The sequence below is a fragment of the Mycobacterium sp. smrl_JER01 genome, assembly GCF_048513595.2.
Lineage (GTDB): Bacteria > Actinomycetota > Actinomycetes > Mycobacteriales > Mycobacteriaceae > Mycobacterium.
Map to the genome: position 1 here is coordinate 3,636,326 of NZ_JBLXXK020000001.1, position 16,511 is coordinate 3,652,836.

General features: G+C 67.8%; 17 protein-coding genes. 4 read left to right on the forward strand and 13 right to left on the reverse strand.

The genetic code is table 11. The features are described 5' to 3' along the window. Window positions 1-2: 2 nt before the first annotated feature. Window positions 3-1,589 carry an alpha-(1->6)-mannopyranosyltransferase A gene (locus ACNUDN_RS17140; protein WP_419123011.1) on the forward strand — a complete coding sequence of 529 codons (1,587 nt, stop codon included), beginning with the start codon at window positions 3-5 and terminating at the stop codon, window positions 1,587-1,589. On the opposite strand, the gene ACNUDN_RS17145 is transcribed toward ACNUDN_RS17140, so the two are convergent. Continuing rightward, the gene (locus ACNUDN_RS17145; RefSeq protein ID WP_419123012.1) at window positions 1,510-1,911 is read right to left on the reverse strand and encodes an Rv2175c family DNA-binding protein; all 402 of its coding nucleotides are present in this window, start codon (window positions 1,909-1,911) and stop codon (window positions 1,510-1,512) included. The two genes, ACNUDN_RS17140 and ACNUDN_RS17145, sit on opposite strands and share 80 nt — an antisense overlap. Before the next feature lie 92 nt (window positions 1,912-2,003). Between ACNUDN_RS17145 and ACNUDN_RS17150 the strand changes: the two genes are divergently transcribed. Beyond that, a complete protein-coding gene (locus tag ACNUDN_RS17150; RefSeq protein ID WP_419123013.1) occupies window positions 2,004-3,281 on the forward strand; it encodes a protein kinase domain-containing protein in 1,278 nt (425 codons plus the stop codon). 50 nt (window positions 3,282-3,331) lie between these two features. Here ACNUDN_RS17150 and ACNUDN_RS17155 read toward each other — a convergent pair whose 3' ends face one another. Genes ACNUDN_RS17155 through ACNUDN_RS17165 form a run of 3 tightly spaced genes read right to left on the reverse strand, consistent with a single transcriptional unit; the run spans window position 3,332 to window position 6,182 of the window. Next, window positions 3,332-4,738 (reverse strand): class II 3-deoxy-7-phosphoheptulonate synthase, encoded by a 1,407-nt coding sequence (locus tag ACNUDN_RS17155; protein ID WP_419123014.1) that lies wholly within the window; start codon window positions 4,736-4,738, stop codon window positions 3,332-3,334. A gap of 33 nt (window positions 4,739-4,771) precedes the next feature. Continuing rightward, complete coding sequence (locus ACNUDN_RS17160; protein ID WP_419123015.1) at window positions 4,772-5,290, reverse strand: polyadenylate-specific 3'-exoribonuclease AS; 519 nt, start codon at window positions 5,288-5,290, stop codon at window positions 4,772-4,774. Window position 5,291: 1 nt separating this feature from the next. Further along, the gene (locus tag ACNUDN_RS17165) at window positions 5,292-6,182 is read right to left on the reverse strand and encodes a hypothetical protein (RefSeq protein WP_419123016.1); all 891 of its coding nucleotides are present in this window, start codon (window positions 6,180-6,182) and stop codon (window positions 5,292-5,294) included. Between the two features lie 84 nt (window positions 6,183-6,266). On the opposite strand from ACNUDN_RS17165, the gene ACNUDN_RS17170 reads away from it, so the two are divergent. Further along, entirely contained in the window at window positions 6,267-7,550 is a 1,284-nt protein-coding gene (locus ACNUDN_RS17170) for a glycosyltransferase 87 family protein (RefSeq protein ID WP_419123017.1), read from the forward strand. A gap of 41 nt (window positions 7,551-7,591) precedes the next feature. Here ACNUDN_RS17170 and ACNUDN_RS17175 read toward each other — a convergent pair whose 3' ends face one another. From ACNUDN_RS17175 to ACNUDN_RS17195, 5 genes are all read right to left on the reverse strand, one after another. After that, a complete protein-coding gene (locus tag ACNUDN_RS17175; protein ID WP_419123018.1) occupies window positions 7,592-8,317 on the reverse strand; it encodes a lysophospholipid acyltransferase family protein in 726 nt (241 codons plus the stop codon). An 87-nt stretch (window positions 8,318-8,404) separates the two neighbouring features. Next, window positions 8,405-8,806: a hypothetical protein gene (locus tag ACNUDN_RS17180; protein WP_419123019.1), complete on the reverse strand. Its 402-nt coding sequence runs from the start codon at window positions 8,804-8,806 to the stop codon at window positions 8,405-8,407. Continuing rightward, the gene (locus tag ACNUDN_RS17185; RefSeq protein ID WP_419125195.1) at window positions 8,803-10,092 is read right to left on the reverse strand and encodes an ArsA family ATPase; all 1,290 of its coding nucleotides are present in this window, start codon (window positions 10,090-10,092) and stop codon (window positions 8,803-8,805) included. Before ACNUDN_RS17185 ends, ACNUDN_RS17180 begins: the two co-directional genes overlap by 4 nt. Next, window positions 10,085-10,522 (reverse strand): SRPBCC family protein, encoded by a 438-nt coding sequence (locus tag ACNUDN_RS17190; RefSeq protein WP_419123020.1) that lies wholly within the window; start codon window positions 10,520-10,522, stop codon window positions 10,085-10,087. The genes ACNUDN_RS17185 and ACNUDN_RS17190 overlap by 8 nt, the downstream gene beginning before the upstream one ends. 73 nt (window positions 10,523-10,595) lie before the next feature. Continuing rightward, window positions 10,596-10,985, reverse strand: coding sequence for a polyketide cyclase / dehydrase and lipid transport (locus ACNUDN_RS17195; protein ID WP_419123021.1), 390 nt, complete (start codon window positions 10,983-10,985; stop codon window positions 10,596-10,598). 95 nt (window positions 10,986-11,080) lie between these two features. On the opposite strand from ACNUDN_RS17195, the gene ACNUDN_RS17200 reads away from it, so the two are divergent. Further along, entirely contained in the window at window positions 11,081-12,883 is a 1,803-nt protein-coding gene (locus tag ACNUDN_RS17200; protein WP_419123022.1) for an AMP-dependent synthetase/ligase, read from the forward strand. Window positions 12,884-12,889: 6 nt separating this feature from the next. Here the strand turns inward: ACNUDN_RS17200 and ACNUDN_RS17205 are convergent, their stop codons facing one another. The 4 genes from ACNUDN_RS17205 to ACNUDN_RS17220 form a co-directional block, all read right to left on the reverse strand. Continuing rightward, a complete protein-coding gene (locus ACNUDN_RS17205; protein WP_419123023.1) occupies window positions 12,890-14,026 on the reverse strand; it encodes a glycosyltransferase family 4 protein in 1,137 nt (378 codons plus the stop codon). Beyond that, the gene (locus tag ACNUDN_RS17210) at window positions 14,023-14,823 is read right to left on the reverse strand and encodes a peptidase (protein ID WP_419123024.1); all 801 of its coding nucleotides are present in this window, start codon (window positions 14,821-14,823) and stop codon (window positions 14,023-14,025) included. Before ACNUDN_RS17210 ends, ACNUDN_RS17205 begins: the two co-directional genes overlap by 4 nt. Window positions 14,824-14,871: 48 nt before the next feature. Then, entirely contained in the window at window positions 14,872-16,008 is a 1,137-nt protein-coding gene (gene ripC / locus ACNUDN_RS17215) for a peptidoglycan hydrolase RipC (RefSeq protein WP_419123025.1), read from the reverse strand. A 151-nt stretch (window positions 16,009-16,159) separates the two neighbouring features. Further along, the gene (locus ACNUDN_RS17220) at window positions 16,160-16,402 is read right to left on the reverse strand and encodes a hypothetical protein (RefSeq protein ID WP_419123026.1); all 243 of its coding nucleotides are present in this window, start codon (window positions 16,400-16,402) and stop codon (window positions 16,160-16,162) included. Window positions 16,403-16,511: the final 109 nt, after the last annotated feature.

Consider the following 16,511-nt stretch of genomic DNA (forward strand, 5'->3'; position numbering starts at 1 on the left):
GCATGACGACACCCGCACCTCCCCAGTCCCCGCGAACCGGTCCGACGGACCACCTGCGGCGCCTCAAGGATTTCGCTGTGGCCCCGCAGGGCCGCCCGGCGCTGGTCGGCGCGCTCGGCGCCATGCTGATCACCGCGGGTGCACTCGGCGCGGGCAGCACTCGCCTGCACGACCCGGTGCTGGAATCGCTGCACCTGTCGTGGCTGCGTTTCGGGCACGGCCTGGTGGTGTCCTCGGTGCTGCTGTGGAGCGGTGTGTCGCTGATGCTGATGGCGTGGCTGTGGCTGGGCCGTCGGGTCATCGACCGCACCGCCACCGAGCACACGATGATCGCGACCACCGGATTCTGGCTGGCGCCACTGCTGCTCAGCGTCCCGGTGTTCAGCCGTGACACCTATTCGTACCTGGCCCAGGGGGCGCTGCTGCGCGACGGCTTCGACCCCTACGTCGTCGGCCCGGTGGACAATCCCAACTCCCTACTGGACAACGTCAGTCCGATCTGGACCACGACGACCGCCCCCTACGGTCCGGCCTTCATCCTGGTGGCGAAGTTCGTCACCATCCTGGTCGGTGACGACGTCGTCGCGGGCACCATGCTGCTGCGGTTGTGCATGCTGCCCGGACTGGCACTGCTGATCTGGGCGGCGCCCCGGGTGGCTCGCCATGTCGGGGCGAGCGGCGCCTGCGCACTGTGGATCTGCGTGCTGAACCCGCTGGTGATCATCCACCTGATGGGCGGCGTGCACAACGAGATGCTCATGGTCGGGCTGATGATGGCAGGCATCGCCCTGTGCTTCGCCGGACGCAACATCGCCGGTGTCACCCTGATCGCGGTGGCCGTCGCCGTGAAAGCCACCGCCGGCCTCGCGCTTCCGTTCATGGTGTGGGTGTGGGCGCGCCGGCTGCGTGAGCGCCGCGGCTATTCGCCCGCGCAGGCCTTCTGCGCGGCGACAGCGGCATCGGTGGCGGTGTTCGTCGCGGTGTTCGCGGTGTTGTCGCTGGCCGCCGGGGTCGGGCTCGGCTGGCTGACCGCGTTGGCGGGTTCGGTGAAGATCATCAACTGGCTCACCATCCCGACCGCCGTCGCGAACCTGACCAACACCGTCGTCGGACTGGTCGTTCCGGTCAACTTCTACGCGGTACTGGAGATCACCCGCATCATCGGGATCGCGATCATCGCCGTCTCGGCGCCGCTGCTGTGGTGGCGCTATCGCCACACCGACCGCGACGCGCTGGTGGGCATCGCGCTGTTGATGGCCGTGGTCGTCCTGTTCGTGCCCGCCGCGCTGCCCTGGTACTACACCTGGCCGCTGGCCGTCGTCGCCGCGCTGGCGACGTCGCGGCGTTCCATCGCCCTGATCGCCGGCTTCTCGACCTGGATAACTGTGATCTGGCGGCCCGACGGCGCGCACGGCATGTACTCCTGGGCACACGTGCTGCTGGCGTCCGTGTGCGCCGCAGCAGCCTGGTACTGGCTCTACAAGGCGCCCGACACCCTGACCCGAGCAGTCAGTACGCCATCGCCTGGGCGCGGCGAACCACCTCACGGGCCTGATGCGAATGCAGCGCATCCACCGGGCGGGCGTTAGCCTGCCGCTCGGTCGAGCCGTCCCGGCTGATCGTCAGCGACGGATCCGGGGTGAATAGCCATCGCACGATCTCGGTCTCGCTGTAGCCCCCGTCGTGCAGCACCATCAACAGGCCCGGCAGGCTCTTGACCACATGTCCGGAATCGAAGAAAACCTTCGGCACCACCACGATCCCGTCGCGGCGCACCGCGACCAGGTGGCCTTCTCGAAGCTGCTGATGAACCTTGGTCACCGGAATGCCCAGAAGCTGCGACACCGCGGGCAGATCGTAGACGGCCTCGCCGGGGTCCAGAACATCGTCGGCAGTCGGAATGCTGCTCATCGCACAGAGTCTAGGACCAGTGGGACGAGTTCGACGGCAGGTCGCAGGACAGTGAACCGGCACCGCCCTCGGTGACTCGTACCATGAAGCCGATGGAGACCTACCAGCAAGCCAGCCCGCTCACCGGGGCCGTGCTGGACGGTCGATACCGGGTGGACTCGCTCATCGCGACCGGCGGCATGTCCGGGGTGTACCGGGGGCTGGACCTGCGACTCGACCGTCCGGTCGCGTTGAAGATCATGGATGCGCGCTACGCCGGCGACGAACACTTTCTGACCCGGTTCCAGCGCGAGGCCCGCGCCGTGGCCCGGCTCAAAGACCCGGGTCTGGTGGCGGTGTACGACCAGGGCCCCGGAACCCCGGCCGGACAACCGCCCTACCTGGTGATGGAACTCGTCGAAGGTGGGACACTGCGCGAACTGCTGCGCGAGCGCGGCCCGATGCCCCCCCACGCCGTCGCCGCGGTACTGCGCCCGGTGCTCGGAGGCCTGGCGGCCGCCCACGCCGCAGGTCTGGTGCATCGCGACATCAAGCCCGAGAACGTCTTGATCAGCGACGACGGAGACGTCAAGATCGCCGACTTCGGGTTGGTGCGCGCGGTGGCCGAAGCCAAGATCACTTCCACCAGCGTCATCCTGGGTACCGCCGCATACCTGTCCCCCGAGCAGGTCGCCACCGGGGACACGGACTCGCGCGGCGACGTCTACTCCGTCGGCGTCCTGGTCTACGAACTGTTGACCGGGCGCACACCGTTCACCGGCGACAGCGCGCTTGCCGTCGCGTATCAGCGCATGGACCGCGACGTCCCGCCACCGAGCGCCGCGATCCAGGGTGTGCCAAGACAATTCGACGACCTCGTGCGCTGTGCCACCTCGCGCGACCCGAGCGGACGCTTCGCCGACGCCGCCGAGATGGCCGACCAGCTCGAGACGGTCGTCCGCGAACTCGACCTGCCCTACTTCCGGGTGCCCGCGCCCCGAAACTCGGCAGCGCACAATTCCGCGAGCACCCCGACGGACAGATCCGGGCACGACACCACCGCCAAGCTCGGCAAACCTGTCCCAGCCGCGCCGGGGCGCCGCGACACCAAGGTTTTCACCCGCGACGAACTCCCGGCGCCGGTCACGGACGGCGACTTCGACGGTGCAGATTACGGCAGCGCTGATGACGGCGGCGCTGATCATGACGGCGAATACCGCGGTGCCTCCGGACGATTCGCCGGCATCGACCTCGCGGAGTTCTATTGGGCGCGGCAACGTTCCAGACGGATGCTGTTCTTCTGGGTGGTCGCGGTGATCACCCTGGCCGGTCTGGCCGCCGCCGGGGCCTGGACGTTGGGCAGCAACCTCAGCAGCCTGCTCCCGGCCTAACCGCGGAGCATCTCCGCCCCTGTCTAACCGCGGAGCATCTCCGCCCCTGTCTAACCGCGGAGCATCTCCGCCACCAGAAACGCCAACTCCAGCGACTGCTGCGTATTCAGCCGCGGGTCACATGCGGTCTCGTAACGCCCGGCCAGATCGGTGTCGGAAATATCTTGTGCCCCACCGAGACACTCCGTGACGTTCTCACCGGTGATCTCGACGTGAATCCCACCGGGATGGGTGCCCAGCGAGTGGTGCACCTCGAAAAATCCCTGGACCTCGTCGACGATGCGGTCGAAGTGGCGCGTCTTGTAGCCGGTCGACGATTCGTGGGTGTTGCCGTGCATCGGATCGCATTGCCAGATGACCTGATGGCCCGAGGCCTGCACCTTCTCGATGATCGGCGGCAGCACATCGCGCACCTTGTGATTGCCCATCCGACTGACCAGAGTGAGCCGGCCCGGCTCGTTGTTGGGATCCAGTCGCTCGACGTACTCGACGGCCAGTTCGGGCGAGGTGGTCGGCCCGATCTTGATGCCGATGGGGTTCGCGATGACCTCGGCGAACGCGATGTGCGCACCGTCGAGCTGCCGGGTGCGCTCACCGATCCACAGATAATGCGCCGACAGGTCATACAGTTTCGGTGGGCCGTCGGCCGCCGGATCGGCGGGGTCGGCGATGTTCATGCGCAACATTGCGCGCTCGTAGTCGAGCACCAGAGCCTCATGGCTGGCATAGATCTCGGCGGTGTCGAGGTTGCGGTCGTCGACCCGGCAGGCGCTCATGAAGCGCAGTCCGCGGTCGATCTCACCGGCCAGCGCCTCGTAGCGGGCACCCGCCGGCGAGGTGCGGACGAACTCCCGGTTCCAATCGTGCACCTGGTGCAGCGACGCCATCCCCGACGACGTCAACGCCCGCACCAGGTTCATCGCGGCGCTGGCATTGGCGTAGGCACGTACCAGACGCGACGGATCATGCTGGCGCACTGCGGCGTCGGGAGCGAAACCGTTGACCATGTCGCCGCGGTAGGACTTCAGGCCCAGCGCGTCCACATCGGAGGATCGCGGTTTGGCGTACTGCCCGGCGATCCGGGCCACCTTGACCACCGGCATGCTCGCGCCGTAGGTCAGTACCACTGCCATCTGAAGCAACGTGCGGATGTTGGCACGGATGTGCGGTTCGGTGTTGTCGACGAACGTCTCGGCACAGTCGCCGCCCTGCAGCAGGAACGCCTCCCCTCGGGCCACGTCGGCCAGTTGAGACTTGAGTCGCTCGATTTCGGAAGGAACGGTGACGGGCGGCACACTCTCGAGCACCTTGCGCATCGCCGCAGCCTGTCCGGCGTCCCAGGACGGCTGCTGCAGAGCCGGCTTCGCCAGCGCCGCGTCGAGCCGCCGCCGCAGATCCTCGGGCAGCGGCGGCAGCGCGGGCAGCTGGTCGATCGGTACGTCGACGGTCCAGTTCACCCGTTTATGGTAACCGCGCCGCACACCCGCTTTTCACGATGCGGGCGGCCGGCCACCGGCCGGTCCGGGCGGCGGCGACCCGGTCATCAACCGGTAGCGGAACAGGTTGTGCTTGGCGTCGACGAGAGCGTCGTGAGCGTCGCGCGGCCGAGGTGGCATCCGCGGACTGCCGCGTTCCTCCCAGAACTGGCGCAGCTCACGGGTGAACCGCGGAATTGCGGGCGGCAGATCCGTCATCGGACCCCACAACTGGCACAACACCACATGGTCGTACGCCCCCACCCAGGCCCACAGTTCGATCGGCTCGTCACCGTCGATGCCGAAGAAATCCTCCAGTTCGGCGCGGATCTGACGCCGTGAACGCCACAGCGGCGACGCCGGCGACGGCAACTTGGGCAACACATGCTTGCGCACCCACCGCCCCGCCCGCTCCGGATCGAACTCGGTGGAGATCGCGTAGTACTCGCGGCCGTCCTCAGCGGCGACCCCGATGGAGATCAACTCGATGGTGCGGCCGTTGTCGATGAACTCCGTGTCGTAGAAGTACCGCAAGTCATGAGGCTTTCTGTGCAGCGTGCTCTGGATCGCCCGGTGCGGGCGCGGCATGGATCTCGCGGTCGAGTTGCTGATCGACCAGTGCGTCGTCGGGGAACTTGGGCATCCCCGAGATCGCATCCTGCAGCCACAGTTTGGCCTGCACCACCGGGCGGCGCAGCCACCGCTCCCGCTCCAGTGCCCGATGCATCTTGCGCGGGCGCTTGGTGTAGCGCCAGCGTGCCCACGGGGCGTGCGGGCGTGACAGCCTGATCGCACCCACGATCAGCAGCGGCGTGATGAACATACCGATCAGCCCGGTCCACACCTTGCCCTTGAGGAGTACGACCACTGCCAGCGCCAGGGTCAGCACCGCTGCCCCGACGACGACGGCACGGGCGACCACCGAATGGTCGCTCTGCCAGATGCCGACGTCGAAGAACGACAACGGATTGAAACCGAGGATGAGCAGACCCGCGACGGCCACCGCGACGAACACGGCGTCGATCGAGGTGCGACCGTCCTCGGCCCAGTACACGTCCGACAGATGCAGGATCAGGGCGAACTCGTCGAGCACCAGCGCCGCACCTATCCCGAACAGGATCGAGGCAACGGTGAACTCGGGTACCCCACCGTCGACGGCGAGCGTCACCATCGTCACCCCGGAGACCATGACCAGAATCACACCGATCACGACGTGGTGGATGTGCAGTCCACCCCCGCCGGAGATGTTGCGCGGCTGCCACCATTTCCGGGGTGCGTCGCTGTCGGCGTGGCTTCGGATGTACCGCACGATCGTCCGGGTGATGAAGAACGTCAGAATGAACGCGACCAGGCAGCAGACCAGCGGTAGGCGCGACGGCGGGATGTGTGTCGAGAGGGCCAAATCGACGTCGAGGTCCGGAGGCACTCAGAAAACTTACGCCGACCTGCAGGTGTCGAGCCCGGGATACCTGCCGACGCGCCGGTCGGCCCCGATAGTCTGTTCCCCGACATGAGTAAGTGGCGTTCGCCCAGCGGGGCCGGTTGGATGCCCACGTTGGCGTGGCGGCTGTTCCAGCTCCTGACCCTGGCAGCCCTGATCGCGGCGGGGTGGCGCCTCCTCGGTCACATCCCCTACCGAATCGACATCGACGTCTACCGCATGGGCGGACGCGCCTGGCTCGACGGTCAACCGCTTTACGCCGACGGGGCCATGTTCCAGACCCGGGGCGGACTGGAGCTGCCATTCACCTATCCGCCGCTGGCTGCCGCGGCTTTCGCGCCGTTCGCGCTGCTCTCACTGGAGGCCGCCAGCGTGGCCATCACCGTGACCACGCTGATCCTGCTGGTGGTCTCCACCGTGATCGTGCTGACCCGCCTCGACGTGTGGCCGCAAACCCGGATCAGCGGTGAGCCGGCGTGGGTACGCCGGTGCTGGCTGGCAGCCGCGATCGTCGCGCCCGCGGTGCTGTATCTGGAGCCGCTGCGGTCGAATTTCGACTTCGGCCAGATCAACGTCGTGCTCATGACGTTGGTGATCGCCGACTGCGTGCCGCGGCGGACACCGTGGCCGCGCGGGATGCTGCTCGGTGTGGCGATCGCGGTGAAGCTGACGCCGGCGGTGTTCCTGCTCTACTTCCTGCTGCGTCGGGACACCCGGGCGCTGCTGGTGACCGCCGCATCCACGGTGGTGGCGACGCTGGCCGGGTTCGCCCTTGCCTGGCGGGATTCGTGGGAGTACTGGACCGAGACAGTGCGCAACACCGACCGCATCGGCACCGCGACCCTCAACACCAACCAGAACATCGCCGGTGCGCTGGCCCGGCTCGGTCTGGGTGAGGATGCGCGCTTCGTGCTGTGGGTGGCGCTGTGCTTCGCGGTTCTCGCCGGCACGGTGTGGGCGGCCCAGCGTGCTCTGCGCGCCCAACAGCCGGTGCTGGCGCTGATCTGCGTGGCCATGTTCGGACTCGTCGTCTCCCCGGTTTCCTGGTCCCATCACTGGGTGTGGGCGCTGCCCGCCGTACTGGTGACCGCGGTGCTCGCGGTACGCCTGCGACACGTCGCGCTCGGGGTGGTGTCGGCCGCCGGGCTGGCATTGATGGTGTGGACGCCGATCACATTGCTGCCCGAACACCGCGAGACCACGGCCCCGTTGTGGCGTCAGCTGGCCGGCGGCTCCTACCTCTGGTGGGCGCTGGCGGTCATCGTCGTCGCCGGCACTGTGGCCACTCGCCGCGGACCCGACACACCAGACCAGGACTCCACGCAAACCCCCGCCGGTGCGGTCCAGGCGTAAGCCCCTCTACCGGCCCCTCCACCGAGGACCCCCGGCGGGTCTCAGCCCGCGGCTGCCTCGGGCATACGAGTCGGCGGCATCCCGGCCGCCTCAGCTTTTCCCTCTTTGACGTCAGCCGCATAAAGGTCGACGTACTCCTGACCTGACAACCGCATCAGCTCGTACATCACCTCGTCGATCACCGCGCGCTCGATGAAGCGGTTTCCGGCCAGGCCCTCGAAGCGGCTGAAGTCCATCGGCGCGCCGAACTTCACCTGGACACGTCCGAACCGCCACATCTTGCTGCCGGGTGGGTTCACCACGTCGGTGCCGATCATCGCCACCGGAATCACCGGGACCTGCGTCTGCAGCGCCAGCCGGGCCAACCCCGTCTTGCCCTTGTAGAGCCGCCCGTCGGGCGACCGGGTTCCTTCGGGGTACATCCCGAGCAGCTTCCCCTGGTCGAGGATCCGTTCGGCCGTGGTCAATGCTGCCTGCGCACTGTCTGCGTCGGTGCGGTCGATCGGCACCTGACCGGCCACGGTGTAGAACCAGCGGGTGAACCAGCCCTTGATGCCGGTGCCGGTGAAATACTCTGCCTTCGCCAGGAAGGTGATGCGCCGACTGACCACCAGAGGCAGATAGAAGCTGTCCGCGACGGCCAGGTGATTACTGGCCAAGATCACCGCGCCGGACTGCGGAACATGCTCCAGCCCTTCGATTTTCGGTCGCCCCAGCAGGGTCAGCAACGGTCCCATGAAGATGAACTTGAACAGCCAGTACCACATGGACCCTCCGGATCAACCGACCGCGGCGCGGTCAATATGCTCTGCGACAACTTTACCCACGTGCTGTGCCTGCGACCACAGCTGCGCCTATTCTTCGACGCTCACCGGAATGTGCTGGTAGCGACCCGGGGGCGAGGTCGGGCTGTCCGGGCCGCCCGGACCCGGCCGGTCCGGAGGGGGATCCGGGGGATCCGGGTGGTCTGGGCCGGGTGGACCACCCGAGGTGTCGATATCGTCGAGCATCGCCTTGACCAGCGTCAGTAGCGCGACACTGTGGTCGGCGACCACGGTGAGTAGCGGATGCTGCTCCCCCGAGATCAGAGCCGCGAGCGCACACACCGGACACCACACCTGCTGACACCGTCCAGGACCGTCGGAGGCCCCTTGGGCGCGGGCCGCAGCCAGGCGGACCGCGGGGTCGAGCTTGTCCAGGATCGACTGGGCGAGCTGGCGCAGTTCCGGACCCAGGTCCGAGTGAGCCCCACTCAACGCGGCCACACCTCCGGATTCGGTCGGAATCGCACCGTCAGCTCGCTGCCACGCAGCTGGGCATCGAGGACGATGCACCGCCGCAGCACCGATGCGAGGCGAACCCGGCGCCGCATCCCGCCGGCGCCGATGATCAGGTCCTCATCGACCCTACCCAACGACAGCGCCGACGAGTCGACCTGTGGCAGGTCGAGCCGCAACCGGTAGACGGCTTCGAGCCCGCTGCCCGATTCCCGGTCCACCACGGGCCGCAACGGGCCCGGCGGCGGTGCCCCGTCCCGGCGGCGCGCCGATTCGAGCAGTTCGCCCAGCGCCTTGGCCCCGATCGGTTCGCCGGACAGATGCGGCACCATGACCAGTTGCACATCGCCGATCACCCGGTCGAGCTCATCGAGCACCGCCTGTTGCTCGGAGATCCGCTCGCAGTACCAGTCGAACGCCGGATGGGCGGGAAGATTGCGGTACTCGAACGAATCGTCCTGCACCAGCAGCTGGTTGACGATGAGCTCGACCACCTGGACTCCCATCAGCGACAGCGCGCCCAGGGTGCGGGCGGCCTCGGCGGCGACCACCCGTTCGGCCGTCATCACCAGGTGTGCGCCGACCTGCGACCCGTCGGTGAGCAGAGTGCCCAGCTGATCGGTTCCCGTCGCGATCCGCTCGAGCAGATCGACCACCGCCGCCGAACGGGCGTCGTCGGCTCCGGACAGTCGGCGATGTCTGGGCCAGGCGCGTTCCAGGTACAGGGCGAAGGTCGCCGGCAAGGTCAGCATGCGCATCGCGTCCGCCGTCGAAGCGCAGTCGACCACCACGAGATCCCACTGCCCGGACCTCGAGAGCTCACCGACCTCGTGCAGGCCGAGCACCTCCTGGACCCCGGGCAACGCCGAAAGCTCTTCTGGCGCAACATCTCCGATATCGGACTGGGGGAACTTCTCGGCGAGCGGACGCGCGATCGCACGCCAGCGTTCGCCGAGCAGGGCCAGTGTGTCGAGCGCCAGCGCGTCGAGGAACCCACCACCGGAACCTTCGGTATGCAGGTCGGCCAGCACCCGCGTCGGTTCGCGCCGTCCGGTGGGAACCAGGTCGACACCCAGCACGTCCCCGGTGGAGTGGGCCTGATCGGTGGACACCACGAGGACCCGCATCCCGGCCTGCGCGGCGCGCACGGCTGTGGCCGCCGCCAGCGTCGACTTGCCCACGCCGCCCTTGCCGACGAACAGACTGATCCGGGTCCCCTCGGGGGGCGCTGCGTCCGCGTCCGCGACGGCTCTACGCTCAGTCAGCCTCGACTCGTTTCTTCAGATCCTTCAGTGCGGTGTCGGTGAGACGCCGTTCGGCCTTGCGTTTGAGCAGGCCGATCATCGGAATCATCAGGTCGACAGACAGCTCGTAGGTCACGTCGGTGCCAGATCCCTTCGGCGCCAAGCGATATGCACCGTCGAGCGCTTTGAGCAAGTTGCTGGAGACCAATGACCAGGTCACCGAATTGCGATCGGCGGGCCACTGGTAGGCCAGCACCATACTGTCTTTGAGCACCGCGGCGTCGAGAACCAGCCTGGCCACCTTCGGGTAACCCTGATCATCGACCTCGAGGACCTCGGCTTCCTTGTACTCCGCGACCCAATCCGGATAGGAGCCGATGTCGGCGATGACGTCCATCACTGTCGAGGGATCGGCATCGATATGGATGGTCTGCGCCGTTTTGTCCGCCACTGGAACCTTCCCCGCTATGGTCTGGTCGCTGGCCAGAAATCTACTCTTCTGCGCCGGGTGAGGTCGCCATACTTCAGGCCAGCCGGGACACTCCGACCGGTCGATGCGCCTCCAGCCGCCGCTTGACCTCGAACGCCATCTCCTTGCCCGCCACTCGCCTGCGGTGATTGATCTTCGGCAGATTCATCCGGGCGAGGTCCCGGGCCGCCGCACCGGACGGCTCGGCATGCAGGAAGTAGTGCAGGATCACGCCGTCGAGCATCTTCTCCAGCCAGACCTCCATGGTCCCGGTCAGCGCGCCGGTCACCGTCCAGCGCTGTCCGGCTTCGCCGCGGTCCTCGACGACCGTCAACCGCAGATCCGGCCACCAACGCGCCCAGCTCGCCCTGTCGGCGACGGCCTCACCGACGGCGACGGGATCGGCGGCGACGAAGGTCTCGTCGGCGATCTGGATGCTGTTCATGGCTGACAAGCTTCACATATGCCGCGGCACCGGCCCACCTTGGCCGTCTACGCTGTACGCGGCACTGCCGCCGTTATCTCGAGAGGGGCACCATCGTGCGTGAGTTCAGCGTTCCCGCATCCTTCACCGTCGGCGAGCTGGACAATGTCGCCGCCGTCGTCTACTCCCACGAGCGCGACAACCCCGACCACGTGATCTTCCAGCGCCAGGTGGACGGTGCCTGGGTGGATGTGACATGCAGGCAGGCCGCCGAGCAGATCCGGGTGGCGGCGCTGGGGATGATCGCCGAAGGTGTGCAGCCGGGTGACCGGGTCGCACTGCTGTCGGCGACGCGCTACGAATGGGTGATCCTCGACTACGCGATCCTGTCGATCGGTGCGGTGACGGTCCCCATCTACGAGACATCTTCGCCCGAGCAGGTGCGCTGGGTGCTGGAGGACTCGGGCGCGGTGCTGGCGTTCGTCGAACTCGAGGCGCACGCGTTGATGGTCAAGGAACTGCTCGCTGAGTTGCCTGCGTTGCGCAAGGTGGCCGTCATCGACACCACCGCGCCGGCGGCCCTCGATGAGTTGACCATCGCCGGTGCCGCCGTGGACCCCACCGAGGTGGACCGCCGGCTGGCGGCCATCCGCAGCGCCGATCCGGCCACGTTGATCTACACCTCGGGCACGACCGGACGGCCCAAGGGCTGCCAGCTGACACACTCGAACCTGCTTTACGAGACCCGCGGGGCGACGGATTGCTTCCCGAGCTTGCTGCGCAAAGGCGAGCGGCTGCTGGTGTTCCTGCCGCTGGCGCACGTGCTGGCCCGCGCGTTGTCGATGACCGCGTTCGCCAACGGGGTCACCATCGGCTACACCAGCGACATCAAGAACCTGGTCCCGATGTTCGGCCAGTTCAAACCCACGGTCATCGTGTCGGTCCCCCGGGTGTTCGAGAAGGTCTACAACACCGCCGAACTGAACGCACAAGACGCCGGAAAGGGTGCCATCTTCACCCGGGCGGTACAGACGGCCATCGAGTGGAGCAAGGCCCAGGACACCGGCGGTGCGGGGCTGCTGCTGCGGATCAAGCACGCCGTCTTCGACCGGCTGGTCTACACCAAGCTGCGGGCGGCCACCGGCGGCGACTGCCGTGCCTCCATCTCGGGCGGGGCGCCGCTGGGCGCCCGCTTGGGACACTTCTACCGCGGTATCGGCCTGACCATCTACGAGGGGTACGGCCTGACCGAAACCAGCGCCGCGATCACCGCCAACCGGATCGGCGAGCTGAAGGTCGGCTCGGTCGGAAAGTTGTTGCCGGGCAACAGCATGGCGATCGCCAACGATGGCGAACTGCTGGTCCGCGGCGGTGTGGTGTTCGGGGGCTACTGGCGCAACGAGACCGCCACCAACGAGGCGATCGTCAACGGCTGGTTCCACACCGGTGACCTGGGCAGCGTCGACGACGAGGGATTCCTGTCCATCGTGGGCCGCAAGAAGGAGATCATCGTGACCGCCGGAGGCAAGAACGTCGCCCCCGCGATCCTGGAGGATCAGCTGCGTGCCCACCCGTTGATCAGTCAGGCAATGGCTGTCGGTGACGCCAAACCGTTCATCGCTGCGGTGATCGCGATCGACCCCGAAGCCTTCGAGGTGTGGAAACAGCACCACGGGAAGTCGGCGGCCGCCTCGGTCGCGGACCTGATGGACGACCCCGACCTGGTCGGCGAGATCGATCTGGCCGTGAAGAACGCCAACCAGGCGGTGTCCAAAGCGGAGGCGATCCGCAAGTTCCGGATCCTGCCGGTCGATTTCACCGTTCTCACCGGTGAGCTGACACCGACGCTGAAGGTCAAGCGCAAGGTCGTCGCCGACAAGTTCTCCGCCGAGATCGAGGGTCTCTACGCCAAGGACTGAGACGGGCTAGAGCAGGCGGGCCAGCTTCTCGGCCTGCCTGCTCCACTTCCAGTTGTCCAGCACCGACTGCCTGCCGGCCGCGCCCATCGCGGCGGCACGGGCCGGGTCGGCCAGCAGGTCTGTGACGGCGGCCGCGATCGCACCGACGTTCCAGCCGTCCACGACGAGGCCCGTCTCGCCGTCGACGACGGTCTCCGGGGCTCCACCGGACCGACCCGCCACCACCGGAACCCCGGTCGAGGAGGCCTCCAGGTAGACGATCCCGAGTCCTTCGACGTCCAGCCCCGCACCCCTGGTGCGGCACGGCATCGCGAACACGTCGGCCATCGCGTGATGGGCAGGCAGTTCGTCGGCGGGAACACCGTCGGTGAACACCACATCCTCGGACACGCCGAAGGTGTGGGCCAGTCGGTGCAACGAGGTTCGGTACGGCCCCCCTCCGACGATGACCAGTGCGGCTCCGGGAACCCGTTGCCGGATGGCCGGCAACGCCCTGATCAACATGTCCTGGCCTTTGCGAGGAACCAGTCGTGATACACACACCACCACCGGGCGCTGCCCGAGGCGGTACCGGGCACGCAGTTCGGCCCTGGCGACCTCGTCGGGGACGAAACGGTCGGTATCCACCCCTGGCGGCACATGCTCCAACGCCGCGTTCGCACCGAACGCCGCCGCGAACCGTCCCCTCGTGTAGGAGCTGATGTAGGTGACGACATCGGTGTCGTTCCCTATGCGGCGCAACGCGGTTCGCGCCAGCGGCAGCATCGACCAGCCGACTTCGTGGCCGTGTGTGCTGGCGATGACCCGGTCCGCGCCTGCGGCCCGGGCCAACGGGGACAGCAGTGCCAGCGGTGCCGCGGCGCCGAACCACACGGTGTCGATGTCGCGGTCCTGGATGAGCCGCCGCATGCGGATCGCCACGGTCGGCTCGGGCACCATCAATGTTCCCGGATGCCGGATGACCTCGTAACCGAGGTCCGCGGCCACCGAGTCGTAGTCCTCGGCTCCCTTCCACGTCGGGGCGTACACCGTCAGGTGGTGCGCGCCCGACGCCACCAGATTCCCGACCAGGGCTTCCAGGTAGGACTGGATACCACCGCGCCGGGGCGGATAGTCGTTGGTCACCAGTAAGGTCCGGGTCACCGGGCGGCACCCCGGGATCCGACGAGGTCCGCGCCCAGCACGTCCCGGGCGGCGGTGCGGGCGTCGGTGCGGTCGTGACCACCCGCGGCAATGTAGAACGCACGCAGCTTGTCCACACCGTAGGTGTGGGCGATGTAGGTCGCGAACTCCCATGCCCTGTCGTAGGCGGCCGACCGTCCGGGCCCGGGCGTGGCCAACTCGGCGTCCGTCGGCGGTGTCGGAGGAGCAGTCGGCGGCACGGCCGGCGCCGGTCTGCCCACGAAGTCCGCGACACCCTCGGTGAGCCACACCGGCGCGTCGGGGGCGGTGTCGGCGCGGGCTGCGTAGTGGAACAGTTCGTGGCGCAGTACCGTCCGCAGATCGGTTTGGCTCATCCCGGCCGCCCTGGGCGAGAACGTGATTCGATCGACGGTGGTGGTGGCGGCGATGTCGGCATCCCCACCCGCCAGGACGGCGAACTGCTCGGGCGAACCCGCCACGACGATGGCGATGTCCTCTCGCCACCGCGGTCCCCAGAACGCCGTGACCGCCGACGTCGCCGCGGGCAGTTCGGTGGCGATGCGCTCCAGCAATGCGTCCCCACCGGGGGCGCCCAGATCGATCAACTGTGCCGACCGGCCGTCCGGTGTCCGCACGGTGTGCGCGACTGCCGGGGACGTCTCCTGGGTCTGGGACGGGTGCGTCTGGAACGCCTGGGCGTCGTGAACTGCTGCGACGCCGGGACCGGCGGGTCCCGCACCGGGGCCCGCCACCAGCAGCGCGGCGCAGATGAACTCGGCACCGAGCACGACGCCCACCCGGCGTCGTGCCGCGGAGCGAGAGTGCTCAGAGCTGACGGACAGCGCTCAGTACCGGCGGACGTTGTAGATGGGCGCGTTGTCCACCGGCGCAACACGCACCGGTGTGCCGTAGGTGGACGCGTGCACCATCATGCCGTCGCCGATGTAGATCCCGACATGGGATGCATCGGAGTAGTAGGTGACCAGGTCGCCCGGCTGCATCTGTTCCCTGGACACCGGCTGTCCACCACGGGCCAGCGCCTGGCTGGAGTGCGGCAACGCGATACCGGCCTGCTGGAACGACCACATCACCAGACCGGAGCAGTCGAACGCGCCGGGACCGGAGCCGCCCCAGGAATAGGGAGAGCCGATACGGCTCAGCGCGGCCTGGATGACCGTCGTGGCCACCGGCGATCCGGGCGGTGCAACATCTCCGGGCGGGATGGCTCCGGGCAGGGGCGGCGCCGGCGGCGCGGCCAGGACGGCGGGATCCTCGCCCGGCGGCGGCGGACCGGGCGCGGCGGCGGGCACCGGGGGCGGCGGCGGGGCCGCGGCGAGCGCTTCGCGCTGGTTGGGGGTCAGTGCCTCGTACTGGGCCTTGACTATGGCGATCTGGACCTGCAGCTGGCTCTGTTTGGACTGCAGATCGGCCCGAACGGCGGCGGCCTGTTCGGCGGCGGTCTTGGCCTCGGCAGCCGACGCGGCCGAGGCCTGCTCGGCGACCTCGGCCTGCCGGCCGGCCTCCCGGAAGCTGGTCATCTGCGCCTGCATCTCGGTTGCCATCACCCGCTGGATCGACAATTGATCGATCAGGCCCTGCGGTGAAGAGGCGGTCAACATGGCCTCGAAGCCCGACGGCCGTCCACCCATGTACTGCGCGGCGGCCAGGTTGTCGACCTTGCCCTGGAAGTCGGAGAGCCGGCTGCTGGCCGCCTCCAAGGCGGCCATATCGCTGGCGTGCTTGGCGTCCGCCGCCTGCTGGACGGCCAGCTTGTTGTCGAGATCCAGTTGGGCCGAATGCATCGCCTCGGTGGTTTGCTCGGCCTGCCGTGAGAGCTCGGTCAACTTGGCCAGCGCATCTTCGGCAGGGTCGGCATACGCATGTCCGGTGAGCATGACACCGATACCGACCAAGCCGGCTATCGCACTGATGAAGAGTTGCCGAGTAAGACTGGTGCTCCTGTGCGCGCGGTCGAGCCTCAAGATCTATGTGTCCTTCAACTGCCGTAACGAGCCGCCTCGAACTCTCTTAGGTCTCAGATAGGTTACGAAACGGCATCGGCCTTGTCCAACAGAAGACGCAAATTTAACAGTCGCCTCCCGGACACGCCCAAATGAGCGCGGCCGCGTGTCGTCACGCCACCCCGGAGTCGCCCCGCCGGTGGATCGGGACCAGCCGCAGCTTCGGCGCCAGACCCACTTCGGCCAGCACTTCCAGCGCACGGCGTTCGTCGACACGTAACGTCTCCGGCACTCCGAGCAACACGCTCACCACGCAATCCCGGCAGCCCGGCCCACGGACGGCGCAGTCGTCGCAGTCGATCCTCACAGTCCCGGTATCGGGACGTTCGCCCGCCGGGCCCTGGTCCTGTGCCATCGCACCTGTTCCTCTCGATCGCAGTCAGGCGCACGGTAACCGCGGCCACCGACAGCGGCATCGGACACGGGCTGGGACACGGCACCCGACACGGCCTCACGGCGTTCGG